Annotated in this window: 27 protein-coding genes and 1 tRNA gene; 9 read left to right on the top strand and 19 right to left on the bottom strand. The window is 63.8% G+C overall.

Features of this window, described 5'->3' with window-relative positions; translation table 11 throughout:
* Window positions 1-15 precede the first annotated feature (15 nt).
* The 3 genes from DVK01_RS00875 to DVK01_RS00870 all read left to right on the top strand — a co-directional run bounded on the left by DVK01_RS00875 (window position 16) and on the right by DVK01_RS00870 (window position 4166).
* Complete coding sequence (locus tag DVK01_RS00875; RefSeq protein WP_232794467.1) at window positions 16-1476, top strand: hypothetical protein; 1461 nt, start codon at window positions 16-18, stop codon at window positions 1474-1476.
* 210 nt (window positions 1477-1686) lie between these two features.
* Window positions 1687-1821: a hypothetical protein gene (locus DVK01_RS22755; RefSeq protein WP_023843340.1), complete on the top strand. Its 135-nt coding sequence runs from the start codon at window positions 1687-1689 to the stop codon at window positions 1819-1821.
* Between the two features lie 233 nt (window positions 1822-2054).
* Entirely contained in the window at window positions 2055-4166 is a 2112-nt protein-coding gene (locus DVK01_RS00870) for a glycoside hydrolase family 32 protein (RefSeq protein WP_121535110.1), read from the top strand.
* A gap of 30 nt (window positions 4167-4196) precedes the next feature.
* Here the strand turns inward: DVK01_RS00870 and DVK01_RS00865 are convergent, their stop codons facing one another.
* Together DVK01_RS00865 and DVK01_RS00860 are read right to left on the bottom strand one after the other, a co-directional pair.
* Entirely contained in the window at window positions 4197-5528 is a 1332-nt protein-coding gene (locus DVK01_RS00865; RefSeq protein WP_101350505.1) for a glycoside hydrolase family 68 protein, read from the bottom strand.
* A 144-nt stretch (window positions 5529-5672) separates the two neighbouring features.
* The gene (locus tag DVK01_RS00860) at window positions 5673-5900 is read right to left on the bottom strand and encodes a hypothetical protein (protein ID WP_232794466.1); all 228 of its coding nucleotides are present in this window, start codon (window positions 5898-5900) and stop codon (window positions 5673-5675) included.
* Between the two features lie 151 nt (window positions 5901-6051).
* On the opposite strand from DVK01_RS00860, the gene DVK01_RS00855 reads away from it, so the two are divergent.
* Window positions 6052-7098, top strand: a complete 1047-nt coding sequence (locus DVK01_RS00855; RefSeq protein WP_053968971.1) for a phytoene/squalene synthase family protein — start codon at window positions 6052-6054, stop codon at window positions 7096-7098.
* A 74-nt stretch (window positions 7099-7172) separates the two neighbouring features.
* On the opposite strand, the gene DVK01_RS00850 is transcribed toward DVK01_RS00855, so the two are convergent.
* Window positions 7173-7631: a DUF6653 family protein gene (locus tag DVK01_RS00850; RefSeq protein WP_121535109.1), complete on the bottom strand. Its 459-nt coding sequence runs from the start codon at window positions 7629-7631 to the stop codon at window positions 7173-7175.
* 107 nt (window positions 7632-7738) lie between these two features.
* Between DVK01_RS00850 and DVK01_RS00845 the strand changes: the two genes are divergently transcribed.
* From DVK01_RS00845 to DVK01_RS00830, 4 genes are all read left to right on the top strand, one after another.
* A complete protein-coding gene (locus DVK01_RS00845) occupies window positions 7739-8980 on the top strand; it encodes a hypothetical protein (RefSeq protein WP_121535108.1) in 1242 nt (413 codons plus the stop codon).
* Window positions 8981-9033: 53 nt separating this feature from the next.
* On the top strand, window positions 9034-9411 hold the full coding sequence (locus DVK01_RS00840; RefSeq protein WP_101350502.1) for a hypothetical protein: 378 nt from the start codon (window positions 9034-9036) through the stop codon (window positions 9409-9411).
* A gap of 53 nt (window positions 9412-9464) precedes the next feature.
* Window positions 9465-9812, top strand: coding sequence for a TRAM domain-containing protein (locus tag DVK01_RS00835; RefSeq protein WP_101350501.1), 348 nt, complete (start codon window positions 9465-9467; stop codon window positions 9810-9812).
* Between the two features lie 103 nt (window positions 9813-9915).
* Window positions 9916-10530, top strand: a complete 615-nt coding sequence (locus DVK01_RS00830) for a TetR/AcrR family transcriptional regulator (RefSeq protein WP_101350500.1) — start codon at window positions 9916-9918, stop codon at window positions 10528-10530.
* Between the two features lie 20 nt (window positions 10531-10550).
* Here DVK01_RS00830 and DVK01_RS00825 read toward each other — a convergent pair whose 3' ends face one another.
* The 5 genes from DVK01_RS00825 to DVK01_RS00805 all read right to left on the bottom strand — a co-directional run bounded on the left by DVK01_RS00825 (window position 10551) and on the right by DVK01_RS00805 (window position 13051).
* The gene (locus DVK01_RS00825; RefSeq protein WP_101350499.1) at window positions 10551-10964 is read right to left on the bottom strand and encodes a DoxX family protein; all 414 of its coding nucleotides are present in this window, start codon (window positions 10962-10964) and stop codon (window positions 10551-10553) included.
* A 94-nt stretch (window positions 10965-11058) separates the two neighbouring features.
* Window positions 11059-11619, bottom strand: coding sequence for an NAD(P)/FAD-dependent oxidoreductase (locus DVK01_RS00820; protein WP_101350498.1), 561 nt, complete (start codon window positions 11617-11619; stop codon window positions 11059-11061).
* A gap of 107 nt (window positions 11620-11726) precedes the next feature.
* Window positions 11727-12476 carry a pirin family protein gene (locus DVK01_RS00815; protein ID WP_121535107.1) on the bottom strand — a complete coding sequence of 250 codons (750 nt, stop codon included), beginning with the start codon at window positions 12474-12476 and terminating at the stop codon, window positions 11727-11729.
* Between the two features lie 182 nt (window positions 12477-12658).
* Window positions 12659-12733, bottom strand: a tRNA-Val gene (locus DVK01_RS00810).
* Between the two features lie 48 nt (window positions 12734-12781).
* On the bottom strand, window positions 12782-13051 hold the full coding sequence (locus DVK01_RS00805; RefSeq protein WP_101350496.1) for a hypothetical protein: 270 nt from the start codon (window positions 13049-13051) through the stop codon (window positions 12782-12784).
* 148 nt (window positions 13052-13199) lie between these two features.
* On the opposite strand from DVK01_RS00805, the gene DVK01_RS00800 reads away from it, so the two are divergent.
* Window positions 13200-14147, top strand: a complete 948-nt coding sequence (locus DVK01_RS00800; protein WP_101350495.1) for an MBL fold metallo-hydrolase — start codon at window positions 13200-13202, stop codon at window positions 14145-14147.
* Between the two features lie 20 nt (window positions 14148-14167).
* Here the strand turns inward: DVK01_RS00800 and DVK01_RS00795 are convergent, their stop codons facing one another.
* From DVK01_RS00795 to DVK01_RS00745, 11 genes are all read right to left on the bottom strand, one after another.
* Window positions 14168-15718, bottom strand: coding sequence for an NADH-quinone oxidoreductase subunit N (locus DVK01_RS00795; RefSeq protein WP_101350494.1), 1551 nt, complete (start codon window positions 15716-15718; stop codon window positions 14168-14170).
* Window positions 15719-17254, bottom strand: coding sequence for a NuoM family protein (locus DVK01_RS00790; protein WP_101350493.1), 1536 nt, complete (start codon window positions 17252-17254; stop codon window positions 15719-15721).
* Window positions 17255-19351: an NADH-quinone oxidoreductase subunit L gene (gene nuoL / locus DVK01_RS00785; RefSeq protein WP_121535106.1), complete on the bottom strand. Its 2097-nt coding sequence runs from the start codon at window positions 19349-19351 to the stop codon at window positions 17255-17257.
* 3 nt (window positions 19352-19354) lie between these two features.
* Window positions 19355-19657 (bottom strand): NADH-quinone oxidoreductase subunit NuoK, encoded by a 303-nt coding sequence (gene nuoK / locus DVK01_RS00780; protein ID WP_053968985.1) that lies wholly within the window; start codon window positions 19655-19657, stop codon window positions 19355-19357.
* Complete coding sequence (locus DVK01_RS00775) at window positions 19654-20052, bottom strand: proton-conducting membrane transporter (protein WP_101350491.1); 399 nt, start codon at window positions 20050-20052, stop codon at window positions 19654-19656. The genes nuoK and DVK01_RS00775 overlap by 4 nt, the downstream gene beginning before the upstream one ends.
* Window positions 20049-20318, bottom strand: a complete 270-nt coding sequence (locus DVK01_RS00770; protein WP_053968987.1) for an NADH-quinone oxidoreductase subunit J — start codon at window positions 20316-20318, stop codon at window positions 20049-20051. Before DVK01_RS00770 ends, DVK01_RS00775 begins: the two co-directional genes overlap by 4 nt.
* Before the next feature lie 281 nt (window positions 20319-20599).
* Entirely contained in the window at window positions 20600-21061 is a 462-nt protein-coding gene (locus DVK01_RS00765) for an NADH-quinone oxidoreductase subunit I (protein WP_004518194.1), read from the bottom strand.
* 46 nt (window positions 21062-21107) lie between these two features.
* Window positions 21108-22148: a complex I subunit 1 family protein gene (locus DVK01_RS00760; protein WP_101350490.1), complete on the bottom strand. Its 1041-nt coding sequence runs from the start codon at window positions 22146-22148 to the stop codon at window positions 21108-21110.
* Window positions 22148-23830: an NADH-quinone oxidoreductase subunit D gene (locus DVK01_RS00755; protein WP_101350489.1), complete on the bottom strand. Its 1683-nt coding sequence runs from the start codon at window positions 23828-23830 to the stop codon at window positions 22148-22150. The genes DVK01_RS00760 and DVK01_RS00755 overlap by 1 nt, the downstream gene beginning before the upstream one ends.
* Window positions 23831-23836: 6 nt before the next feature.
* The gene (locus DVK01_RS00750) at window positions 23837-24529 is read right to left on the bottom strand and encodes an NADH-quinone oxidoreductase subunit B (RefSeq protein ID WP_004957101.1); all 693 of its coding nucleotides are present in this window, start codon (window positions 24527-24529) and stop codon (window positions 23837-23839) included.
* Entirely contained in the window at window positions 24522-24935 is a 414-nt protein-coding gene (locus DVK01_RS00745; protein WP_101350488.1) for an NADH-quinone oxidoreductase subunit A, read from the bottom strand. The genes DVK01_RS00750 and DVK01_RS00745 overlap by 8 nt, the downstream gene beginning before the upstream one ends.
* Window positions 24936-24937: the final 2 nt, after the last annotated feature.

Below are 24937 nucleotides of genomic sequence, written 5' to 3'. Positions count from 1 at the left end.
ATCAAATTAAATAATTTGGAGGATCCACCTGATATCCTCACCCGCACCGGTCCGGGCGGGCTCTTCTCGACCGGCTATCTCCACGACGAGCCAGCACTGGCAGCCGTCGACGACGACGAGACCCCACGGTTCGCTCTCACCAGCCGCAAACACGGCGTCGAACTCGGTACGTCGAAGTCTGGCGAGACGGTGCAGCCGGGCAGCAACTACCGCATGATCGGCGTCGTGACGGACAGGCGACTCATCGTGCTAGTGGGAAACGACGACGGCGACAGGCGGTTCGCCGTCCCACACGTCGATATCGATCAGGTCGCGGGAGACCACTCGCTGGGCCACGGTCAGATCACGCTCCGGCGGTGTGGTGGGACGGAGTGGCGGGTTCACTGTGGCAAACAGGGAATCGTCGACCTGACCGCGTATCTTTCCCATGCGTCACAGGCGTGGGTTCGCGTCGAGAATATCTTGGACGAGGTCAAGCGGATGCTCGTGAGAGCAACAGAACAGCGCGATCAAGGGGACTACGAGCAGGCACTGGCGACGGTGCTGGAAGCCGGGGACCGTCTTGACGTGGCCGGTGAAACGGCCACGGAGTTCGGGCCGTCCGACGATGCGAACGCGCTCGAAGACCGCGTTACCACGGTGCGAGAACGCCACACTGCGACACTCGCGGAGGTCCGTCGCAGCCGCGCTCGACGGGCAGTCGACACCGGTGAGCAGCGCTGGCGAGGGCGCGAATTCGAGGCGGCGTACGACGCCTACGAGGTGGCGCGAGCGGAGTATGACGAGATTCTCTCACTTCCGACCGAGGGCGTTCCAGAACTTGCCGACATCCGTGCCGAGCGTGACCGACTCGAAACGGTCATCGATGACCTCGAACAGTCGCCGCTGCGCACTGCGGCTGCAGCCGACAACGAGGCTGTCGCGGCGCAGGACCCCGCTGTTGCCGCCAAACACTGGGCCGAGGCGCTCGAAGCCTACCGAAACGTCCTCGAGCTCGACTGGGGGGCGGATGAACGCCGGTTCGCTGGCGACCCTGAGCGGGTCCGGGACCGACTGGGGACCGTCGCGGAGCACCTCGTCACCGCGCGACGGGCGGTTGCGACGGACGCGATGGAGGCAGGGGACTGGTACGCCGACGCCAGCCAGCCCGACGCCGCGTTAGCGGAGTACAAGACGGCAAAAGCGGCGTTCGAAACTGCCCTCGCAGACGCCAGAGACTGTTATCCGGACGCCATCGACCACCTGGAAGCGGAACTCGATGCCGTGGAACAGCGGCTTTCGAGGGCGAAAGCCAGACTCGATGGCGACCCCGTCGACGTGGACGACCGCTTCGTCGGGACTGAGACGACGCCGGACCCGGACATAACGACCGCTGACGAGCGCTCGCTGTCGCCGACTGACACGACCGACCGCTCGGATATCGAGGACGGTAGCACCGACCCGAAAATCGACCCGACGGGACACGGCGGGTCGTAGTCCCAGCCAGCCACGCGCTCTCAGCTACCCGTCGATTGTCTGTTCGCTCTGGAGAACTGTGTCGCGGTGGCGCTGTCGACACAGACGGGAGCTTCTGATCCGATCCATGTGAGGAGATAGCACAATTCAGCCGTGTCAGGCCGTCTCCCGCCCGGGCCGACCATGTGCAGGAGAAAATTTATATCCCATAGTAGAATATATACAATTATAATGGATTGCACCAACTGTGGCACGCGGATGTCATACAACGATCAGACGACAAAGCTCACCGAGTTCGTCTGTCCCAGTTGTCATGAGACCGTCATCGACTGGAAGGCCGAGGCCCGCAACGCTCGCGTCCACTGACCGGCTCTGCTCGCTTTTTCATCGATAGTCCGCTGTCAGCTACTGCTCTGGCTGTTAGCCCTCCCTGACTGTCTCTGTACACTGTCGCTGAGCGGGGTGAGGCTACGCTGTAGGCAGCCAGTGGGCTGCCGGATGGGTGCTGCCCACAGCAACGCCGCAATACACAATATCGTGCACATTCACTCAAAAACGATTGCCGAATGTTTTTATATTTCAGGCAGGGATAACGGGCAATGGCAGATTCGCCACGCATCGGCTGTCTCTACGCCGACACCTGTACGGACGAGCAGGCGTCGGCCTACGACTGGTGTCAGGAGACACTCGACGATGCCGAGCGGTGCGCACTCTCCTCTGTCGAACCCACCGAGTACGATGTCCTCTGGTGGCACCGGGACGAACTGTTCGACGGGCGAGCCCTTGCGGACGCGCCAGCGCTAGCCGCGTACGTCCGCGACGGCGGCTCGCTCCTGCTGACGCTGAGCGCGCTCTCGGCCGTCGAACCACTGGGATTCGAGGCGGTTGCGCCAGATGCGACCGGCTGGGAGGAGATCCCCGAGCCGACCGGCCACCTCTGGCAGGCCCTGTATGCCGACCACCCGATCCACGCGGACTACGACACCCTGCGCGTCCACACCCGCGGCCCGGGCGTGACGATTCCGTACGCGCGATACGAGTCCATCGCGCCACAGTCCGGGGACATCCTCGCCAGCACGGTCCGGGGCGACACCGACGTGGTCAAACAGATGGCGGCCATCTCTTGGGAGCCCGGCGACGGGCAGGTGCTCGGGGTGGGCTCTTCGGTGGCGTTCGCCCAGCCGACCCACGACGTGTGTCGGGGCAACCGCGAGACGCTCATCGAGAACGCGCTGAGATTTCTGGCGACCGACGACCGGCATCCGCTGACTGGCCGTCCGAAGGATGCCGACACGTTTGGGCAGTTACGCAAGCGCCTCGACAACGACCCGTGCCGGCCGTCCTATCACGTCACCCCGCCCGCGAACTGGCTCAACGACCCGAACGGCCTCATCCACTGGAACGGTCGCTACCACCTGTTCTACCAGTACAACCCCGTCGGCCCGTTCCACAACACCATCCACTGGGGCCACGCGGTCAGCGACGACCTCGTCCACTGGGAGGACCGTCCGGTCGCGCTCACGCCCTCGCCCGACGGGCCTGACCGGGACGGCTGCTGGTCGGGCTGTGCGGTCGACGACGGCGGCGTCCCGACCGTGCTGTACACCGGCGGTCGGGACAAGCGCCAGCTCCCCTGTATCGCCACCGCCGCGGACGACGACCTCACGGCCTGGGACAAGGACCCGGACAACCCCATCATCGAGGAGTTGCCGGCCGAGCCGGAGGTGCTCCGCACCGAGCACTGGGAAGGGGAGTTCCGGGACCACTGCGTCTGGCGCGAGGACGGGACCTGGTATCAGCTCATCGGGGCCGGCATGGAGGGCGGCGGCGGCGCGGCCCTGCTGTACGAGTCCGCTGACCTCCGGGACTGGGAGTATCAGGGCCCGATCCTCACCGGCGACCGCGACACCGCCGGCACCGTCTGGGAGTGCCCGGAACTGCTGGATTTCGGCGACCGCCAGCTCCTGCACATCTCGAACTACGAGGACGTGGTGTACTTCCTGGGCACCTACGCGGACGGCGAGTTCGAGGTCGACCGCCGGGACAAGCTCGACCACGGCGACTTCTACGCCCCGCAGTCGATGTGGACCGACGACGGCCGCATCCTGACCTGGGGGTGGCTCCCCGAGGCCCGGGACGTGAGCGGGCAGTGGGACGCCGGCTGGTCGGGCGCGATGTCGCTGCCCCGGGAGCTGTCCCTGGCCGACGACGGCGGCCTCTGCCAGCGGCCGGCCCCGGAACTCACCGAGCTACGGGGCGAGCACACCGGCTACGACGTGGTGCGGCTCGGCGACGATGATAGCAAGGAGTTGCCGGTCGAGAGCCGGTCGTTCGAGCTTCGCGCCACGGTCCGTCTGGAAGACGCCGAAGCCGTCGAGCTGTCCGTCCTCGAATCGCCGGACGGCGAGGAGCGGACGCCAATCCGGTACACCTACGAGAGCGAGATCGCCGTCGACCGGTCGGCCTCGAGCACCGACCCTCAAGCGACCGGCGACACACAGTCGATGCGAGTCCAGCCCTACGACGCGCCGCTGTCGCTGCGCGTCTTCGTCGACGGCTCTGTCGTCGAAGTGTTCGCCAACGAACGGCACTGCCTGACCAGCCGCGTGTACCCGACCCGCGAGGACGCGACCGGTATCTCGCTGTCTGCCGAGGGCGGGCGCGCGACCGTCGCGTCGCTGGACGTCTGGGAACTGGACTCTGTCTGGTAAGCGGTATCCGCGAAAACGCCGCTGTGTCGGTTACTCTGACCCCGTCCGCGCGCCGTAGCTCCCGGTGCCGGCGTCGGCCCGTTGCCCGCGCCGAATCAGTTCCCGGTCTGTCGGCGGCAGTCCCTCGCCGTCCAGCGGGATGTGCCAGTGCCCGAGCGTTCCGATGATGCGCGTTCGGCTCCCCTCGACATCGAGCCGGAGCGTCGGGCCGAGCGAGCCGCCGAACCGGCGCATCTGCTCGGATTCGGACAGATGGGCGATTTCGTCCAGCGTCTCGCCGTCGAAGTCGTAGTAGTTGAAGAAGCTCTGGACAAGCACCTCGCCGTCGTGGGGAAACGCCATCCACGAGTAGGACTGGAACGGCGCGTTTTCGGGGTTCGTGGCGACGAGCCCCGACTCGTTCAGCGGGACGTACTCGCCCCGTAGCTCCTCAGCGACGAAGCCGTACAGCGCGTCGAACCCTTCGAGGCCCGGCGCGAAGGTGTGGAGGTGGCTGGAGATAAACAGGTAGTACAGGCCGTCCTGATACACGATGTGTGGCCGTTCGAGTTCCTGATTGACGCCCACAGCGTCCAGCAGTGGGTCTTCAAGCCCCCACGCCAGCGGGTCGCCGGTCGGCGAGCGAGCGATGCCCACGCTTCCGTTGAACTCCTGTAACGCGTCGTCGCCACCACAGATGTCGCTCCCCTCCAGAACCGGCGTGTTTGCTTCGAACAGGAGCCACGTCTCGCCCGTCTCCGGGTCCTCGAAGAACCACGGGTCGCGGAAGGTGTATATCATCCCGCGGGACTGGTCTTCGCGCTCGTAGCGTTCGCCGTCGGGCTGTAGCAGTTCGTGGTGGGTCCACGGACCCGAGAGTTCGAACCCGTCTGTCGTGTCGATGCTGCCGCCACCTGCACCGACAATACGCTGGGTGTATGTCAGGTCTTCGGCCCTTTCCTCGCCGGCCGCAGTGTAGAACAGATAGACGCTGCCGTCGTCGTCATACAGGGCGGACCCGGCCCACTGGCGCTGCCCCAGTGCGTCCTCGAACACCGGGCCAGCGTTGTGCCAGTTGCGACCGTCGTCAGAGTAGAAACAGCGGATGGTCGCCACGTCGTGGCGCTTGCCGGGTAGCAAGTCGGACGGAGCCGTCAGGGAAAAACAGACCCGGTAGCCGTCGACTGTCGCCAGCGTGCCGTCGCGGTTGCGGAGGAACCAGGTGTCCCAGATATGAACCTCGGGAATCTGTTCGGTTTCCGGCGGATAGACGATGGGGGCAACGGTGTCGTCGGTGCGCGCGATCCGACTCGCCTGCTCGCGTGTCCACCCGGCGCGTCCCCTCGTTCCGGGACGGCTCTCGCCGAGTGCCTCGTTTGTCATACCTCACGTTGGGCCGACCACGGCTATAAATGTTGTCAGGCGGGTACCACGGGTGTTGTATGAGAATTTTCCAATACGTGTGTTTCCGGGAGCAGACATGGCGAAAAAAACTGCTAGTGTGTAGTCAGGGAGCCGAACAGCACGTCACTCGCTTGAGTCCTCACTCCCGCTAACGCCCTCTGGGCCGGTGATATCGAGCGGCCGGACCCACTCGTACCAGATGAAGACGACGCCGAGGCCGTACCCCAGCGCCCAGACAGCGCTCCCGACCCAGGGGTAGCCAAGTGTGCTGAAGCCCCAGTTTGCGAGTCCCGGGAGGATGATCGCAGCAACGACCGTCAGCACCAACACTGCTGTATCCCGATTGTTCACGGTCGCAGCCCCCACGTTGCTGTGCCGTTCATACGTCGAGTTAGGCTCGGACACTCCTGAGTCTGTCGGAACACCGACCCGTGACCGGGTCGAGACTGACACCGTAGCCGTCCCATTTTTATCATCGTATGCCCTACCCCGGATGTCGGGAATGTCTCAGAACCACACAGACCGGTCGTCTTCGGAAGACATCGAGTGGTGCTACGATGCCGTCCATCGTGTGTCGCGGACGTTTAGTCTCACAATTTCGGAACTCAACGAACCGATGGCCCGGGACATCTGTCTGGGCTACCTCCTCTGTCGTGTGGCTGACACTATCGAGGACGCCGGTCATCTCCCTCCAGCGGTACAGACTGAACTCCTGCAGACGTACAGCCGCTCGCTCGAACCATCGAGCGGGACGACCGTGTCGTCGTTCCACGACGCTGTCGAAGAGTGGATCCCCACGACGACGAACGCCGACTGGGAAGTCGTCGAGAACGCGGGCCGCATCGTCGACGTGTTTCACACGCTCGACGACCACTCCACGCGGACGATCCGCGGGCCGGTCCGGGAACTCGTCGACGGGATGGCGATGTTCGTCGACCGCTACGCCGAGGCCGGCGGGCTTCGAATCAAGACGCTCGACGAACTCGAAGAGTACTGCTGGTACGCCGCGGGCACCGTCGGCACGCTGGTGACCGGACTGGTTTCCCACGAAGCCACCGACGAGCAGATCGCCCAGATGGAGGAAAACGCCCGGTCGTTCGCCCTGCTACTCCAGCTCGTCAACGTCGCCAAGGACGCCGCGACGGACATGGAAGAGGAGAACAACGTCTACCTCCCGCTGGAGTTGCTCCACGAGCAAGGACTCGATCACAGCGACGTGAGCAACACGGACAACGTCGACTCGCTGGTCCCCGTCATCGAGCAGGTAACCGAGCGAGCGGAGGGCTACCTCGACGACGCACAGGCGTGGCTCGAGGCCATGCCCGAAACCCGCGGCAACACGCTCTCTGCGTGGGCCATTCCGTTCCTGCTCGCGGTCGGCACGATTCGTGAGCTCCGTGAGCGACCTGCCGACGTTATCGAGCAGGGCAACGTCAAGATCTCCCGCGAGGAGGTCCACTCGGTGACACAGCAGTTCGGCGGCGACGGCGATCCCTCTATTGGGGAGTTGCGAGCCAAGATCCGCCAGCAGCCGCTCCACCAGTACTGACGACCAACAGAGACATTCCTCTTTTGCGGTCGCATCCGCAGGCCCCTGTCGGACGCGAACAGGCAGCCACTACCCTACCTATGTCCGTTGGTCTCTCCCTCACGCGCGTCGTACTTCTGGACGAGTTCGCGGAGCCACCAGAGCTTCAATCCCCCCATCGCAACCGTTGCGACTGCAGCGCTGACCGGCCGACGACGCCAGGCAGCGTACAGGGCGATAATCGACGCCAGCGCGCCGGCAGTGTTACAGACGTTCGGATAATCGAGGCCCATCGTTCCGCTGTCCTGCTCCCTGAGCCACCACCGCTCTGCCAGCACAGCACGGGTCATCCAGGCGTCCTCAGTCTCGGGCGGCGCGAATAGGACTGGGTTGACCAGCGTCCACAGGAAGGCCGCAGCCAGGAGCCGCCAGTCCCGCTGATACACGGCGTACACGATGACAGCGCCGGTCGGCACACGCGACCAGCCGCTCTTGGGATTCGAATGCCGCGCCCAGAACCGGTCCTGTACGCTGTCTGGAAGTGGGACAGTCATATCATCCCCTTATCGTATCAGATAATAACAGTACTGCCGGTGAGACCCAGAACAGGGGCTTCGAACGGGGACAGAACACTCATGTCCGCCCTGTGCGAACGCCGTCTATGGCCACAGCGGCGTCGGGACTCTCCGAGCCACAGGTACTCGCCCGGACGAAAGAGAGGCTATTTACCGACCGCGAGGACGCCTACGTCGTCGCGGACACGCAGTTCGCACAGCAGCGTTGGCTGGACGACACACCTATCGAGGCGTCCGTACAGGCGACGCTCGCGCCGTTCAACCACGTCCGGGTCGGGACCGGCTATCCCGACCTCGTTGGCGTACAGACGCTCTCGACGGACCTGCTGTCCGTCGACCGACTCGGTGACCGGCCGCCGCTCATCGCCGTCGAGGCGAAGGGCTACACCGGTGACGGTGCCATCGACGCCGAGCGCGGGGTTGTGCAGGCACACGACCGGCTCAACGAGGCCAACGTGGCCTTCTTGGCTGCGCCTCAGAGCGGTATCTCAACCGCCGCCCGGACGATGGCCCGCGAGCTAAACGTCGGTGTGCTGGGCGTCAAATCCGGCGGCTCAGTCGCGGTTCTGGAACGGCCACGCGTGGTCGGCCACGGGTCGATGGATGCCGCTTCGGCGGTCCGGTTTCAGGCCAGTGCCCAGGGTGTCGCCGATCAGAACTTCGGACTCAACCATCCGAAGAACTACATCGCGGTGCCGTTGACGGTCTACCACGACGATGACGCACGGGACCTGCTTGCGTCCCACGTCGTCGGTGCCGTCGACGGGGCTATCGCCGGAGCGGCGTTTCTGAATCTGATCGAGACCGGTCAGGGCACACCCACGCTGACACCGCTGGGGCGGGAGGTGGTCAGGTTCGCGCTCCGGACGGTCGGCGACCTCGACGCCGCTCTGCAGCGGTTCGAGGACTGGCAGCGGTCCCGCCGGCGCTTCATCGATATCGCCCCACAGTGGGGGCAGCTTGTTCGCCGCGTCGTCTCCGACTACCCCGCCACGGAACTCCTGGTTGACGGGCTCTATGCCTGCCATCGAGATGGTTACGAGGCCCCGACGCTCGTCGAGTTCGTCGAGTACCTCCACGCGCTCCACCCGGAGTTCACCGTCGAACTGTTCCTCCGCGGCGACGAGGCGGTCCGCCAGCGGGTGCTGACCGGCGACGGGGACCTCCGCCGCGCAGAGCTGACCGACGGCAGCGTCTATCACTCACCCACCGTGTTCCAACTGAAGGCGATGTACTACCACGCTGGCATCGTGACAGCCCGCGGCGCGGAACCATCGAACCTCGACCCAGAGGCGGACGAGTGGGCGCTGTGCGACCCGATCACGTAGCGGTGTTGGTTCGCGCACAACGCTGAAACGTCGGTAGCTCCTATGTGTGCGTGATGGCCCGGACCCTGGAGCTCCCCAACGGCGACGTCGTCTCGGCGGACGACGTGTTCTGCTACAATGACTACCCCTACCGGCTCGTCTGGCTGGAGGACGATACCCACGAGTTCGCGCTCTCCCCGCTATACTGGGGCGACAGCGGCATGGACATCCCGTTCCGTGACCGGGAGGCGCTGGTCGACCAGTGGGAGGTCGATTCACAGGGGCAGATGACGGCTGAGGAGTGGGCGGACTGGCTCGACGACGCGACGGCGGACCCACGATTCAGCGACGACGAGGTCGCCTCGCTCGCGGCAGAGCTACCAACAGAGTGGGACTCAGGGAGCGGGGACTCGGATTCCAGCGGCGGAATCCTGGACCGTCTCGGACTGTAACGCTGTCGCCGGAGTCTGAAAGGTATTAATCCGTCCGTCCTGCAACGCTTGGCATGGAACCGACCTGGCTCGTCGCCGGCGGGGTGGCCCTCGCTGTGGGCCTCGTGCTGGCGTTCGCGATCACCCGTCGCTCAGAGAGCAGCGCATCGAAACGCGCTCACGAGGCCGCAAAGGAACGAGAACCACCTGTAGAGATCGGTGAGACCTACGAGTTTGGCATCAGCGAATTCAGCGACCACCACTCCGGCGACCGCGTCGCCGTCGGGAAAGTCGAGGGATTCGTCCTGTTCACGGAGGACGTGCCGTCGTCGGTGTCTGCTGGGGACGTGATCCGGGCGAAGGTGCTGTCGTTCAACCGGGGCCACACCTCCGCCGACGCTCGGTTCGTCGAACGTGCGTGAGCAGCGGCGGACACTCCCGGTGGAGCACGCGTCGGTCTGACGCTGGCTCAGCAATCCCGCCGGATGGAGAAACCGATATGTGCCTACCACGATAAAACAGGGCATGAGCGAATCGGACGGGCAGAGCACGCCACAGGACACCCGAGAGGTCATCATGGAGGCAACCTTTCGGGCGCTGAGCAAGCACGGCTACAAGGACTTGCGGGTCCGGGATATCGGCGAGGAAATGGAGATGTCCCGGCAGGTGATCCACTACCATTTCGACGGCAAGTACGACCTGATTTCGTCGTTTTTGGAGTATATTATCGACCAGTACGAGGGCAGCGTCGAGGTTGACGACGAAACCGACCCCCGGACGGAGCTTGATGTCCGCATCGATCGATGTCTGTTCGGTCCGGAGTTCGAGGACTTCTCGCACTGGGACCGGATGAAGGTGTACCACGAACTGTACGCCTACGCGCAAAACGACGCGGAGCACCGAGCGCTGTTCAACGAGCACTACGACCGCCTTCGAGAAAGCATCTCGACTGTCATCGAAGACGGAGTTGAGCAGGGCGCGTTTCGCGATGTCGATGCTGACTTGATGGGCCAGCTCATCACGGACGTGATTCACGCGGCCCGCGGCCGACGGATCGCGCTCGGCCACGAGGACGCACCCGACGAAGCCAAGCGGGCCGTCAACGACTTCATTCTCGACTCACTGTACCCGTCTCAGTAGATTGGGCCGAACAGCCAGCGTCAGAGGGGGCTGATGCCGACGCTGAGCGCCCATGTACCAGTTGCTGACGCGGCGACGACGAGTGCCCCGCCCGCGAGTGTCACGTTCTTCAGGAAACTGTTCAGTTCGTCCTGTCGGTCCTCGTCGGGCACGGCCCAGAAGTCGTGCATCGCGACCGCCGAGACGATGAGGAACGCGGCGAGACAGACCGCCGCGACGACTGGGAAGACGCCCACGGTTACACCGAGCCCACCGAGGATGAGGAGCCCACCTGACGCGAGGACGGAGAGTCGCGGCGCTGGGAGCCCCTTGTACTCGGCGTAACCGGCCATCTGTTCGGTCTGCGTGAAGTGACTCAGGCCAGTAAAGGCGAGGACGCCGCCGAAGAGGACACGACCGACAACGAGCAACACGACGTTGAGTTCGGGTGTCATCAGGCGCTCACCACCGACGGCACGCGAGCGTTTCCAACAGTGCGATTTGGGATAGTAGCGGCATTCATTGTGGGAGCCGAATCTGACTGCATCATTAGAGTTCCGGCACGTCTGACGGCATGTCGAAGTCGTGGTAGTACTCGCCTTTCTCTTTCGAGAGAATGTCGAGGACGGCGGCCGCGCCGTCACCGGCTGCGATGACCGCTTGCCACTTCTCCGCTCGGCCCATCGCACCGGTCGCGTAGACGTTCTCGACGGACGTTTCCATGTCGACAGTCACGTCGACGACGTCCTCGTCGGTGAACGCACAGCCGAGGTCCTCGGCGAGGCTCCGGTCGCCGCCGGTCGCCAGGACAACGTACTCCGCGGTGTACTCGTCCTCGTCCGTCGTCAGGACGAACCCGTCGTCGGTCTGCCCGATGCCGGTGACCTCCGTCTCGTGGAGCGTCGCACCCCGGTCGCGGGCCTGCCCGCGGGCGATGGTGAGGAACTCCTCGCCGCTAATGGACCGGACGGCGGGGTAATTGAACAGGTGCGCTTTGTGCATCCACGACTCGTCCGTATCGAAGGCGATCGTTTCGAGGTCGTTTTTCGCAGCGTACTGTGCCGCACTCAGACCGGCGGGACCACCGCCGACAACTGCAACATCTGCCATATGTCACGGCAGGGGTCGCCCGCAAAAGAGTCTTACCATTTGGTAAAACGTGTCCAGCCTCGAACGGACACCCGCTCTCGGCCGTCAGCGAGTCACCACGGCGGCTCTCACAGGACGAACGGACCACGCTGTCGAATCGGCTCCCCGTGCGGGCGGCCCGAGACGGCGACGGCCCGGAGCGACGAGTCGCTCCGCAGCGTCACCGACCGCGCGTCAGTGACCGGCAGGATGTCACCGGCGGCGAGGGGCCGTCCCTCGACCGTCCCGCTGCCGCCGACGCCGTAGACGAACCCGGCCCACTCGTCGGGCACCGACCACGTCCACGCGCCGGCGACGGTCACGTCCAGGTACTCCATCGGCGTCTGGAGGCCGATGGGCGAGCCGTCGCCGACGACCGTCGTGACCGTCGCGCCGTCCCGCTGGGCCGTCGGCAGCTCCTCGGCCCTCGCGTCGACGTAGTCCGGGTCGACCTCCTTCTGCGCCCACGGCAGGTTCACCCAGAGCTGGAGGCCCGTACAGGCCCGCCCGTCGGCGGGGAACTCGGAGTGGCGTATCCCACTGCCAGTGGTGATTCGCATCGCGTCGTTCTCGTAGGCCGTGTTCGTGACCCCGAGGGAGTCCTCGTGTTCCATGCCGCCCTCAATCATGTACGAGACTATCTCGAAGCCGCGGTGTGGGTGCATCGGGAACCCCTCGTCGTGGTCGATGTAGAACTGCTCGAACAGGACGAACGGGTCGAGGTTGTGCGGATACCCCTCCGTCGGGAACGCGCGGTTCGAATTCACGCCCGTCCCGTGGCGAACCGTCTCCCCGGCGACGGGGCCGTCGGCCAACGCGTGGGACTCGCTGCTGGTCATACCCTCTATAGTTTACCGAGCGGTAAAAGCGGTCGGGTACGCTCCGCTCGTCCGTGTGAGTTACTATCGCCGGCGGATATCCGACAGTCTGTGCGGCGGCAGGTCGGGATTCACGTGGACGTCGCTGTGGCAGGACCTGCTTCGAGAGGACTGGTCTCGGTCAAAAGTGTGAAGCGAACGGATGGGTTGGGGCGGATTCGAACCGCCGACTTCCTCCGTGTGAAGGAGGTATCATAACCGAACTAGATCACCAACCCGACGCACTCAACTCTATTCGAGCGCATCCCTTAAGAATTGCTTTCCGACTACGCTTCGGTCTCTTCGGCACCGCGATACTCGCCGATTTTCTTGCGGGCGTCGGCGATGGCGTCCTCGGCCTCACCTTCGGCTTTCTCCTGTAGCTCCTTCAGGTCCGCTTTGACCGCCTCCAGTCGGCTGGGTTCGGGCTCTTCCTCCTTCCCGGTGAGTTCGCGGAACCGCTCCTCGACCGGTTCGAGTTCTTCTTTGACGCCTTTGGTAGCGGTCTCCCCGGCGCGTTTCAGGTAGTACCGTGCGTCTTCGAAGTGCTTGTTCATATCTGTCCCTACGCGAAGGACGAATATATCTCTTGTGCCCGGAAAACAGTGCAGAACTACGGCTAACCGGGGGACAGCGAGCGCCCACGATAGTAAACGTGTCGTGCGGGTACGAACTGTTTTGCGCCGCCACCTGCAACGAGGCGATATGTTCACACGGGTGTCGATTCCGACGCCGTTTCAGGTCGGGCCAGTCAATGCATACATCGCGCGTCGAACGATTGTTGATCCGGGACCCGACAGTGAGGAAGCGTGGTCGCGTCTGATCGAGGCGCTCGAAGCGCGCGAGCTGTCACCGGCCGACATCGAGCAGGTGCTAGTCACACATCCGCACCCGGACCATTTCGGTATGGCAAACCGGTTCGCTGAGCGGGGGGCGCGTGTCCTCGCCAGCGAACCGGGGGCAGCGATCATGCGTGATTTCGCGGCGCAACTACACACCGAACAGTCCTACTTTGCGGATTTCTTCGAGCGGTGCGGTGTCTCACGCGAGACTGCCGAAACGGTCACACAGTTACCGGAAGCCTTCCTGCCATATGCCCAGAGTGTCGACACCGACCGCGCGCTCACAGCCGGTGACACCGTCACCGTCGACGACACAGAACTAATCATCGACACCGTGCAGGGCCACTCCGCGGGCGAAATCATCTTCTCGTACGATTTGCAGGGTCGTCGTGAAGCGATTGTCGGCGACAACGTGCTGGGCGACATCACGCCCAATCCGTTCCTGCAGGTGCCCGACGAGAGCGGGACGCGGCCGCGGGTGTTGCCGGCGTTCAACGACTCGCTACGGTGGCTCCGTGAGCAGGGTCACGACCGCTTTCTCACCGGCCATCGCGAGCCAGTCGAATCACCGCGGGAACGCATCGATGACATCCTCGCGGAACACGACCAGCGTACCGCAGAGGTCGCAGACATCGTCTCCGGCGGCGCGACGACGCCCAGCGACGTGATGACGGCGCTGTTCGGCGATCTCCCAGCTACGGAGTACTTCGCCGGGATGAGCGAGGCTGTCGGTCACTTGGACGTACTCGAAGTCACTGGCCGCGTCGAGAAACGCGAGAGCGGCGGGGTGTTCGTCTACGAGTCGGCGTAAGAAGACGCGTCGAACCGCGCTTACAGCAACTGCGCGGCCTGGAACGCGATTTCAGAAACGCGGTTGAAGCCGGGGACGAGCAGGACAGTCACGACCGCGGCACCAACCACGGCGGTGTACAGTCCCATCGGATAGGACTCGATGGTCCGGCTGCCGTTCGGTTCTTCGATCCACATCGCCTTGACGACGCGGGAGTAGTAGAACAGGCTGAGTGCGCTGTTGATGATAAGCGCGGCGGCCAGCGACCACGCGCCCACGTTGAGGGTCGCCGAGAACAGGTAGAACTTCGAGAAGAACCCGCCGCCGATAGGCAGGCCGGCGAGGCTAAAGAGGAACACCGTCATCGCCGCGCAGGCGACTGGCGCTTCCTTGCCGAGGCCGTTGTAGTCCTCGAAGCGTCGGCCGACGCCCCAGTACTCGGCCAGCGCGATGAACAGGAACGCGCCCGTGTTCATGAAGCCGTAGACGAGCAGGTGAGACATCCCGGCGCTCAGGCTGAGGCTCAGTCCCTCGCCGGAGCCAGAGACGGCGGCGAGGCCGATGAGGACGTAGCCGGCGTGGCCGACGCTGGAGTAGGCCAGCATCCGCTTGACTGTCTCCTGAGTCGCGGCGGCGAAGTTCCCGATGAACATCGTCGCGATGGCGAGGATCTGGAACGCCATCACCCAGTTGATCGCTCCACCAGCGGCGAGCAGGTCGCCAATGGGGAAGGCGACAGCGAAGACACGGAACGCCAGCACGAAACCGGCGGCCTTCGACGCCGAGGAGAGGAACGCCGAGATCGGTGCTGGTGCGCCTTCGTACGCCTCTGGTGCCCAGAAGTGGAACGGCACGGAGGCGGTCTTGAACGCGACGCCACCGATGATCATCAGGATACCGACGCCGAGGATAGCCATCGGGACGGCTGGCTCACCGGACTGGGCCTGTATCGACCCCTCGGATATGGTCTGGATCGTGCCACTGGAAATAGCTGTTGCGACGCCGTCGAATCGAAGCACGCCCGTCGCAGCGTACACCAGCGAGATGCCGTAGGCCAGCACTGCCGAGGACACCGCGCCGATGAGGAAGTACTTCAGTCCTGCCTCGACGCTGCCCTTGTTTTCCTTGAGGAAGGCGACGAGTGCGTAGGACGGCAGCGACACAAGCTCGAGTGCGACGAAGGCCGTTGCCAGGCTGTTGGCCGCACTGAGGATACTCATCCCGGTCGCAGACAGCAGAACCAGTGCGAAGAACTCGGCCTGGTAGCTGTGCTCAGCGACGTAGTCGTAGCTCGCGAGCACGACTAGGGTCGTGACGCTACCGACGATGGCCATGAAGAACAGGGCCATCTGGTCGACGACGAGCTGGTCATTGAACAGCGCGACGCCGGTGCCGTTTGCCATCCCGGTGCCGGCGGTAATAAACCAGCCGGCGAAGCCGAAGGAGACCAGTGACCCAAGCGCCGAGATACCAGCCAGCAGCCCCGTGTTCGTCGTGTCTGGGTTGACTGAGTCCGACAGCAGCAACACCAGGGAGGCGAAGGCCAGCGAGAGTGCCGGGGCGAGCGCCATCCAGTCAGGGAGTGCGACCATCTATGCACCACCTCCGATTTCGAGAACCGGTGATATCGAGTCCTGTATCATAGCAAAGGAGAGGTCCGGCGCGACACCGAGTGCGATGACCAGCAGGAGCAACACGGCCAGCGGCGCGACGTCGTGGAACGCGGCCGGGCTGACCTCGTAGTCGGTCTCCAGGCTGAAGGCACCGAACAGCGTGCGCTGCATGGCCCACAGCAGGTAGCCGGCGACGATGACGATGCCGAACATCGCCAGCGAAGTCAACACCGGCGCGGCTCCGCCGAGCGTCGGCGCGTTGAACGAGCCCTGGAAGATGAAGTACTCCCCGGCGAAGCCGGCCATCAGCGGCAGGCCCATGTAGCCGAAGGCGGCGGCGACGAAGATGCCGACCGTCCAGGGCATCCTGTCCGCGAGGCCGGACATGTCGCCGACCATCCGCGTGTGGGTCGTGTTGTAGATGACCCCGACGGCCATGAACATCAGCCCTGAGATGAGGCCGTGGGCAATCATCTGGAAGGTCGCCCCGCCCATGCCGTAGGGCGTGAACGCGACCAGCCCAAGGATGACATAACCCATCGACGAAATCGATGAGTAGGCGACGATTCGCTTGAGGTCGCGCTGTGCCAGCGCGAGCATCGCGCCGTAGATGACGCTGACGACGCCGATGATTGCAAGCGGAACCGCAAGCGCCCGTGCTGTGTCCGCAAGCATCGTGAAGTTGAACCGCAGCAGTGCGTAGGTCCCCATCTTCAGGAGGACCCCGGCCAGCATAACCGACACCGGTGTCGGGGCCTCGACGTGAGCGTCAGGGAGCCACGTGTGTAGCGGGAAGACGGGCACCTTCACCGCGAACCCGAAGAACATCATGATGAAGGAGATGGTCATCAGGTTGACGCCGGCGATGGTCGGGAGTCCGCTCGCGGTGCGGAACGCCTCAGCCATCGCGGGCAGAGACAGCGACGTGAGACCAGTACTGAACACGAGCGCGAACAGGCCCGCGAACATGATCAGCGACGCCACGTTCGTGTAGACGAAGAACTTGATGGCGGCGTACTTCCGGCGCGGACCGCCCCAGACTCCGATGAGCAGGTACATCGGGATGAGGACGCCCTCCCAGAAGACGAACCAGAGGAAGAAATCGAGCGCGGAGAACACGCCGATGAGGCTCACTTCCATGAACAGCATCAATCCGTAGAACTGGGACTGGCGCTCGTCGATGGGCGTCCACGCCGAGACGATTGCGAGCGTCGTCAGGACCGTCGTCAGCGCGAGCAGCGGCATGCTGATGCCGTCGAGGCCAACGTAGTACGACACTTCCAGTTCACCCAGCGTGATCCACGGGATCTGCTGGCCGAATGCGATGTCGGCGGGCGACAGCAGGGCGTTCCCCGTGCCGCCGTACTGCGTGAGGTACACCCAGTACATGTAGAGGCTGCCAAGCGCTGGCACCGCACTGACGGCAGCGGCGAGCTTTCCGGCGTACCGGTCAGGCGAGAGGAACACGAGACCGGTTCCCAGCAGGGTCACGAGCAGAAGCGCAGCGACCCACATCTAGAACCACCCTCCCATGACGCCGAAGGCAGCAAGCAAGAGCACGAGTCCAAGCGTCAGCAGCGTCGCGTAGTTGCTGACGACGCCGGACTGGATTCGTCGGATGCGGCTGCCGCCGAACAGGCTCACGCTGGAGATGCCGTTGACGACACCGTCGACGACACCCTGGTCGAACTTGTTCATCACACGGGCGAGCGGGTAGGTGACACCCGTCGCGAGCCACACCTGATATTCGTCCTGGTAGTAGTTGTGCATGAGTAGCGTCTTCAGACTGCCAAGCTTGTCGGTATGCTCAACCGGGTCGGCACCAGCATAGAGACCCCGAGCAACGAGCACGCCGGTGAGTGCCAGCCCGAGTGAGAGGGCTGCTGAAACCAGCAGCGTCCCGGTCTCACCACCTAGCGGATACGCTGGGTCGACGTGGGGCACATTGTGGAGCAGTTCCTCGTAGTGGTGTAGGTCCGTCGAGAGAAGGGCTGGCCAGCCGCCCTCTTCGGGCCCGGTCAGCCACTTGTGGAGGAAGTCGATTTCCGCGCCGGTGAGCTTCTTGACCGGGGCCATGTTAATGAACCCGATGGTTGTGGCGAGGATGCCAAGGACCGTCAGCGGGCCCTTGACGTTCCAGCGGACGGGCTCGGGGTCGCGTGCAGTGTCCGAGCGGGCGTCGCCGTGGAAGGTCAGGTACACCATCCGGAAGGTGTAGAAGCCGGTGAAGAACACGGCCAGCAGCCCCATCGCGTACGCGACGAGGTAGGCCGTCCCGAGGCCGCCCTCAGTACCGAAGCCGTGGATGAGTGCCTCGTACAGCACCTCGTCCTTGGACCAGAAGCCGGCGAACGGAACGATACCGGCCAGTGCGAGCGAGCCGGCGAGGAACGTCCAGTAGGTCACTGGCATCCGGTCTTTCAGACCGCCCATGTCCCACATGTTCTCGTTGTGGTGCATGGCGATGATGACCGACCCCGCGCCGAGGAAGAGCAGCGCCTTGAACACGGCGTGGGTGGTCAGGTGGAAGACAGCGGCGATGTAGCCACCCGACCCCAGCGCGAGCATCATGTACCCGTACTGGGAGATGGTGGAGTACGCGAGTACTTGTTTGATTTCCTGTTTGACCAGGCCCATCGTTGCCGCAAACAGTGCGGTGAAGCCGCCGATGAGAGCGATGACGGCCAGCGCCGTCGGCGAGAGCGCGTAGAAGCCGTACATCCGTGCGACGAGGTACACACCGGCTGCAACCATCGTCGCTGCGTGAATCAGCGCCGAGACCGGCGTCGGACCTTCCATCGCGTCAGGCAGCCACGTGTGCAGCGGGAACTGCGCGGACTTACCGACCACACCGCCCAGCACGAGGAGGCCAAGCACAGTGAACCAGGCCTGTGGTCCCATGCCGACCGTCTCCAGCATCGCGATACCTTCGACCTCGCCGTCGACGATAGCGTGTTCGGCCAGCATCGGGAAACTCTCGGCAACTACTTCGCCGCCCTGCGTAATGGGGGCGAAGAGGCCGGTCCCAAAGGTGGCGAAGATGCCGACGACGCCGATGAGGAAGAAGTAGTCACCGAAGCGGGTGACGAGGAACGCCTTCTTCGCGGCGCTCGGCGGGCCGTCCTGACGGAACCAGAAGCCGATGAGCAGATACGAACACAGGCCCACCAGCTCGAAGAACATGAACGCCATCAGGAGATTGTTGGCGACGACGAACCCGAGCATGCTCGCCGTGAACAGGCCGAGCCCGGCGTAATAGCGCGGGAGACCGGTCTCGCCCTCGTCGTTCATGTAGCCGAGCGAGAAGATGTGGACGAGGAAGGATATGAGACAGACGATAAGCAGCATGAGCGCAGACAGCGGGTCGAGCAGCAGGCCGAAGTTCAGCCGGAGCGACTCGACGCTTGCGGTCCACGTGTACAGTATCTCGTTGTGAACCTCACCGCCAGCCACCGTCAGCGCGACCCAGATCGATAGCAGGAGCGACCCGCCCGTCGCGGTGATGCCAGCTAACGCGCCGCCTTTCGGCATGCGGTCGCCGGCGAACAGCGCGACGAGGAACGATACGAACGGCAGCAGGACAATCGCCGGAGCGTATGTGAATGCAGCCATCTGTTACCACCTCATCGTCGTCGCCTTCGTCACGTCCACGTCTGTGAAGTTGCGGTACAGGACCAGGACGATACCGATGCCGATGGCGACCTCCGCGGCGGCGAGTGCCATCGTGAACAGGGTGAACACCTGGCCGGTGAGGTTCCCGTGTTGCAGCGAGAACGCGACGAGGTTGATATTCGCAGCGTTCAGCATCAACTCGACGGACATCAGGAAGATGAGCGCGTTCCGTCGGGTGAGGATGCCGAACAGACCGATACAGAATATGGCCGCCGACAGGAGGAGGTACGTCTCAGCCGGAATCACGAGTCGTCACCCCCCGGGCCACCGTCAGCGGCAACAGCCATGTCGTCGTCATCCGTGGTTTCGACACCGAGTGTTACTGACTCGCCAGCACCCTCTCGTCGGGCAAGCATGACGGCCCCAACGAGTGCGGCTACCAGCACGATGTCGATAGTCTCGAAGGCAACGAGGAACCCTTCACCGGGAACAGCCGTCTCACCCTCGCCCATAATCGCGCTCGGAGCGATGTCGAACATCGCCGCGCCGAGGCTCTTAGTTATTGCTGCTCCCTCGCCAAAGCCCGCTGGCGCGGGAAACGAGACGCCCATGAACACTGCACCGAGGACGACGAACAGGGCGATTGCGGCCAGTCCAGCGACGAAACTCCCCTCCGTCTGTAGTTCGGGCTTTGTGGTCATGGTGTCACCTCGATCACCGACTCGTCCTCGCGGGTCAGCATCACCGCGAAGGTGATGAGAACGAGGACGCCGCCGACGTACACCAGGATCTGCATCGTTGCGACGAACGCCGCCTGGTTCATTACGTAGAACACTGCGACGCTGACGAGTGAAACGCCCAGTAACAGCGCCGAGTGCCAGACGTCCCGGACTAACACGACGCCCGCAGCGCTGCTCACCGTTACGATAGCGAACAGCGCGAACGCAATTGACTCTGCCAGTGCCATCTTACTTGGAGACTCTTTGCGGCGTCCCTTTGAAGATTCCTCTTTCGTCTCGCCAGTAGAGCCACTGTTTGCCGGTATGGCCCCCATATTTCGGGGCACTTCTGTCCTTCTGGAGAATACGCATCAGTATCTAGATGGGTTCGGGCGATTGAGACAGTCTACTCTGGGAGTACTACTGGAAAGCCAGCCTCGCTGAGCAGCACGTCACCTCGGCACGTACGGACGAAGGAGCCGCGACGCCTGTCCTAAGAGAAGCCCGATAAAATCCGCCGCAAAAGGGATTACTGGTAATCCACTTCGCCGTCGCCCTCGCCGATCCACGCGCCCCGGTCGGGTTCGCGGGACTCCAGCGGGTCGATATCCTTGTACCACGGCACGTTCTTGAGTTGCTCCTTGTCGTAGGCGAACTCGTCTTTCGTGTCCGCGGTGAACTCGAAGTTCTGGGTCAGCAGAATCGCGTCAGTCGGGCAGACCTCCTCACACAGCCGGCAGTAGATACACTGGCCGATGTGGAGGTTGTACTGCTCGCCGTTGCGCTGCTCGTCCATCACGATCTGGATGGTGTTGTTCGGGCAGACGTTCTCACACTGCCGACACCAGATACACCGCTCCTGGCTCCACTTGTGGACGCCGCGGAAGCGGGGACTCACCTCGGGGGCGACGTCCGGGTACTCCACCGTGAACGTCTCCCCGTCGAGGGCGTGTTTCATCGTCGTCGCCATTGATTTCAGGATTCCAATCATGACAGGTCACCTCCGGTCGCTCGCGGGTCGGTTCGTGTGGCCGTCATCAGACGGTCACCCCGACAATAACGGCAGTCAGCAGCAGGTTCGCCAGCGAGAGCACCAGCATTCCCTTCCAGCCGATTTCGATGAGCTGGTCGATCCGGACGCGGGGCACCGCCGAGCGGGCCCACTGCGTGAACAGGAAGACGCCCCAGATCTTGATGAGGAACCAGACGATGCCCGGGAGAACCGGACCGGCCGGTCCACCGAGGAAGATCGTAGCGATGATCGCCCCACCGAGGAAGATGTGGATGAACTCCCCGAGGTAGATCAGGACGAAGTACACTGAGGAGTACTCGGTCTGGTAGCCGGCGACAATCTCGGTCGGCGCTTCCGGGATGTCGAACGGGTTCCGGCCGACCTCCGCGAGGTTCGCGATCATGAACAGCACGAACGCGAATGGGTTCACGAACGCGTACCACGACGGCAGCGGGCCGATCAGCGACTGCTGCTGGGCCGCGACGATTTCGCTCATCTGGAGCGAGCCGGCGAAGATGACGACCGACGCGCCCGTCAGAATGAGCGGGATCTCGTAGGCGAGGTTCTGCGCGACGGCGCGCAGCCCGCCGAGGAACGAGTACTTGTTGTTCGATGCGTAGCCGGCCATCACGAGACCGATCGACGTGGTCGAGGCCACGGCGAACACGTACGCCAGCCCGACTTCGGGGTCGGCGAGGTGGATGCCGTTCCCCATCGGAATCACGGCGAAGCCAAGCAGCGCGGTACTGGCGATAATCAGCGGCGCGAGGTCCCACGCCGGTCGGTCGACGCCTTCGGGAACGATGAGTTCCTTCGACAGCAGCCGGACGGCGTCGGCCACGATGATGAACAGCCCGTACGGACCGATGCGGTCGACGGCGATGCGGTCAGTGAACGCGGCCGTAATCTTTCGCTTCGCCCACGGGCCGGCAAGCGCCGTGTTCGTCATCATGAGTGTCCCGATGAGTCCGGCCCCGACGAGGCTCAGCACGATCATCACGGCCGTGCTGTTGGGATCCAGCCCCAGCAGGTTCGCGAGCGTTTCCGGTAACGGCGCCGACTGCATTACCGGTCCACCTCCCCGAGCACGATGTCGAGGCTCCCGAGCGAGGCGATCATGTCAGGGATGTACTCGCCCTGGGACATCTCCGGCAGCGTCTGCAGGTTCGAGAAGCACGGGCTGCGGATCTTGAACCGGGCCGGCTTGTCCGTCCCGTCCGAGCGGATGTAGATGCCGAGTTCGCCCTTCGCACCCTCGACGGAGCGGTAGATCTCCTTGTCGGGGTCCGGGCGGAGCGTCCGCGGGACGTTGGCCTGAATCTCGCGGTCGTCTTCCGGCCACTGCTCTAGCAGGTCGACACACTGCTCGATGATGCGGGCGGACTCTTCGACCTCGCGGAGGCGGACGAGAACGCGACTGAAGTTGTCGCCGCCTTGCTCGGTGACGACGTTCCAGTCGAGTTCGTCGTAGTAGCCGTACGGGTCATCGCGCCGGATGTCGTAGTCGACGCCGGAGCCGCGTGCCACGGGGCCGGTCGCGCCGTACTGCTTGACCTGCTCCGGGGAGAGGACGCCGGTGTCGACACACCGCATCTGGAAAATCTCGTTCCCGGTGACGAGGTCGTGGATTTCTTCGAGCTTGTGCGGGAGGTCATCGAGGAAGTCGCGGATCTTCTCGAAGTACTCCTCGCGGGGCTCGGGCAGGTCCCAGGCGACCCCGCCCAGCCGGAGGTAATTGAACATCAGCCGCTGGCCGGTCAGATCTTCGAGCAGGTTCTGGACGATTTCGCGGTCGCGGATGCCGTACTGGAAGACGGCGGTGAAGTCGCCGAACACGTCCAGCGCGAACGTCGCCAGCGCGAGTTCGTGGGAGGCGATGCGGCACATCTCTGCGGCCATCGTCCGGATGACCTGCGCGTACTCGGGGACCTCGATATCCGCGAGGTCTTCGGCGGCGCGCGCGTACGCCCACTCGTTGAGGATCCCAGCGGAAATGTAGTCCCACCGGTCCGGGTACGGCATGATCTGGTGACGGTAGGTGCCCTGCTGACACATCTGCTCCTCACAGCGGTGCAGGTAGCCGATGTCGGGTTCGAGGTCGGCGATCTGCTCGCCGTCAAGCACCGTCTCGACGTGGAGCACGCCGTGAGTCGCCGGGTGGTGCGGCCCGATGTTGACGAACATCGTGTCCGGGTCGTCCTCGCTGCGCTTGTCGTCTTTCAACGGGTTCGCGTGCTCGCGCAGTGAGACGATCTGTGGCTGGTCCTGATTGTAGTCTTGGCTCAGGGGATGGCCCTGCCAGGTCTCAGGCAGCAGGATGCGCCGGAGGTCTGGATGGTCGTCGTAGTCGATGCCGACCAGGTCATAGGCCTCCCGCTCGTGCCAGTCCGCGGTGTCGTAGACGCGAGCGGCCGACTCGTTGTGCGGGTCGTCCTTCGGCGACGGGACGACAATCGACAGTTCCTGTGTCGGGTCGTTGTACTTCCGCAGGTGGTAGATGGATTCGTACCGGTCGTCGTACTCCTGTGCCGTGACACAGGCGCAGTGGTCGAATCCAGCTTCCTCTTTCAGCGTCGAGAGGACTTCCTGGACTTCGTCGGGACGGATGACGAACCCCTCGGCGTTGACGTGCTCCTCGCGGTCGAGGACATGGCCCCCGAGCAAGTCCGCGAGCGCGTCGTAATCGAGGCCGTCCTCCGTAACGCCGACATCGAGCGCCGTATCGCGTGATGGTTTTTCTAAACTCATGGCAAGTTATGGAGAGTCGTTCCAGTTGTACCGCATGACGAGGTCTTCCTCGTCGATTTCGCTGGCGAGTTTGTCCACGAGCTCGTCCTGTTCGAGATCACCGAACTGCTCCAGTTCGTAGGGCTTGACGGTCACTGGCGAGGACTCACCCTCGGCGATGCGCTCTTGCAGCTTGGCGACGCCGTAGATGAGTGCCTCGGGGCGTGGCGGACAGCCCGGCACGTGGATGTCGACCGGAATGACCTCTTCCGCGCCCTTGATGACGTTGTACCCTTCCTGGAACGGGCCGCCGGAAATGGTACAGGATCCCATCGAGACGACGAACTTCGGCTCGGGCATCTGATCGTAGACACGCTTCATCCGCGGGGCGAACTTCGAGACGATGGTCCCCGGGACGATGATAACGTCCGCTTGGCGCGGGGACGCGCGTGGCACCCCCGAACCGAAGCGGTCGAGGTCGTGCTTGATCGCGTAGGTGTGGATCATCTCGATGCTACAGCAGGCGATCCCGAACTGCAGCATGAACATCGAGGAGCCCCGGACCCAGTTCATGAACTTGTCGAACTTGGTCAGGATGAACGGCGTCGACCCGAACGCCTCGCGTAGCGTCGAGTTGAAGCGGTCGTCGGCCCCGTCACCCATGCGGGCTTCCTGTGTCGATACGTCTTCGACGGCCGGTGGTGTCTGGTCACTACTCATATGTGTCTGCCCCCTTCGTGGCGCGCGGACTGCGCACCCACTGAACTGCACCGTTACGCCAGGCCCAACCGAGTCCAACGGCGAGAATTCCGATGAATACGACCATCGGTAGCAGTGCCTGGGTCATCCCGACCGCAGCGACGGCGTCGCTGTAGATGACCGTCCACGGGAAAATGAAGACGGTCTCGATGTCGAAGACGACGAACAGCAGCGCGACCATGTAGTACTGGATATTAAACTTGATCTGTCGACTGCTGCCAGTCGGCACTTCACCGGACTCGTAGGTGGTGCGTTTGCCTTGTTCCGGCACGCTGGGCCGCAAGAGGCTCGAAACTGCCATCATCGTCAGTGGGATGGCCAGTGCCACGACCGCGAGCGCGCCGATGGCGATCCATGGATTACTCATTC

The sequence above is a fragment of the Haloarcula sp. Atlit-120R genome, assembly GCF_003665885.1.
Lineage (GTDB): Archaea > Halobacteriota > Halobacteria > Halobacteriales > Haloarculaceae > Haloarcula > Haloarcula taiwanensis.
This window is presented reverse-complemented; position numbering and strand designations above follow the sequence as displayed.

What these genes read in the sequence shown, in the direction of transcription:
- DVK01_RS00865 (WP_101350505.1), bottom strand. Translation starts at nt 5,528, where the DNA reads ATGACAAACGAGGCACTCGGCGAGAGCCGTCCCGGAACGAGGGGACGC.
- DVK01_RS00745 (WP_101350488.1), bottom strand. Translation starts at nt 24,935, where the DNA reads ATGAGTAATCCATGGATCGCCATCGGCGCGCTCGCGGTCGTGGCACTG.
- DVK01_RS00835 (WP_101350501.1), top strand. Translation starts at nt 9,465, where the DNA reads ATGGAACCGACCTGGCTCGTCGCCGGCGGGGTGGCCCTCGCTGTGGGC.
- DVK01_RS00770 (WP_053968987.1), bottom strand. Translation starts at nt 20,318, where the DNA reads ATGGCACTGGCAGAGTCAATTGCGTTCGCGCTGTTCGCTATCGTAACG.
- DVK01_RS00845 (WP_121535108.1), top strand. Translation starts at nt 7,739, where the DNA reads ATGGCCACAGCGGCGTCGGGACTCTCCGAGCCACAGGTACTCGCCCGG.
- DVK01_RS22755 (WP_023843340.1), top strand. Translation starts at nt 1,687, where the DNA reads ATGGATTGCACCAACTGTGGCACGCGGATGTCATACAACGATCAGACG.
- nuoL (WP_121535106.1), bottom strand. Translation starts at nt 19,351, where the DNA reads ATGGCTGCATTCACATACGCTCCGGCGATTGTCCTGCTGCCGTTCGTA.
- DVK01_RS00750 (WP_004957101.1), bottom strand. Translation starts at nt 24,529, where the DNA reads ATGAGTAGTGACCAGACACCACCGGCCGTCGAAGACGTATCGACACAG.
- DVK01_RS00855 (WP_053968971.1), top strand. Translation starts at nt 6,052, where the DNA reads ATGTCTCAGAACCACACAGACCGGTCGTCTTCGGAAGACATCGAGTGG.
- DVK01_RS00840 (WP_101350502.1), top strand. Translation starts at nt 9,034, where the DNA reads ATGGCCCGGACCCTGGAGCTCCCCAACGGCGACGTCGTCTCGGCGGAC.
- DVK01_RS00805 (WP_101350496.1), bottom strand. Translation starts at nt 13,051, where the DNA reads ATGAACAAGCACTTCGAAGACGCACGGTACTACCTGAAACGCGCCGGG.
- DVK01_RS00850 (WP_121535109.1), bottom strand. Translation starts at nt 7,631, where the DNA reads ATGACTGTCCCACTTCCAGACAGCGTACAGGACCGGTTCTGGGCGCGG.
- DVK01_RS00775 (WP_101350491.1), bottom strand. Translation starts at nt 20,052, where the DNA reads ATGACCACAAAGCCCGAACTACAGACGGAGGGGAGTTTCGTCGCTGGA.
- DVK01_RS00815 (WP_121535107.1), bottom strand. Translation starts at nt 12,476, where the DNA reads ATGACCAGCAGCGAGTCCCACGCGTTGGCCGACGGCCCCGTCGCCGGG.
- DVK01_RS00755 (WP_101350489.1), bottom strand. Translation starts at nt 23,830, where the DNA reads ATGAGTTTAGAAAAACCATCACGCGATACGGCGCTCGATGTCGGCGTT.
- DVK01_RS00820 (WP_101350498.1), bottom strand. Translation starts at nt 11,619, where the DNA reads ATGGCAGATGTTGCAGTTGTCGGCGGTGGTCCCGCCGGTCTGAGTGCG.
- DVK01_RS00790 (WP_101350493.1), bottom strand. Translation starts at nt 17,254, where the DNA reads ATGTGGGTCGCTGCGCTTCTGCTCGTGACCCTGCTGGGAACCGGTCTC.
- DVK01_RS00765 (WP_004518194.1), bottom strand. Translation starts at nt 21,061, where the DNA reads ATGATTGGAATCCTGAAATCAATGGCGACGACGATGAAACACGCCCTC.
- DVK01_RS00800 (WP_101350495.1), top strand. Translation starts at nt 13,200, where the DNA reads ATGTTCACACGGGTGTCGATTCCGACGCCGTTTCAGGTCGGGCCAGTC.
- DVK01_RS00760 (WP_101350490.1), bottom strand. Translation starts at nt 22,148, where the DNA reads ATGCAGTCGGCGCCGTTACCGGAAACGCTCGCGAACCTGCTGGGGCTG.
- DVK01_RS00825 (WP_101350499.1), bottom strand. Translation starts at nt 10,964, where the DNA reads ATGACACCCGAACTCAACGTCGTGTTGCTCGTTGTCGGTCGTGTCCTC.
- DVK01_RS00795 (WP_101350494.1), bottom strand. Translation starts at nt 15,718, where the DNA reads ATGGTCGCACTCCCTGACTGGATGGCGCTCGCCCCGGCACTCTCGCTG.
- DVK01_RS00830 (WP_101350500.1), top strand. Translation starts at nt 9,916, where the DNA reads ATGAGCGAATCGGACGGGCAGAGCACGCCACAGGACACCCGAGAGGTC.
- DVK01_RS00870 (WP_121535110.1), top strand. Translation starts at nt 2,055, where the DNA reads ATGGCAGATTCGCCACGCATCGGCTGTCTCTACGCCGACACCTGTACG.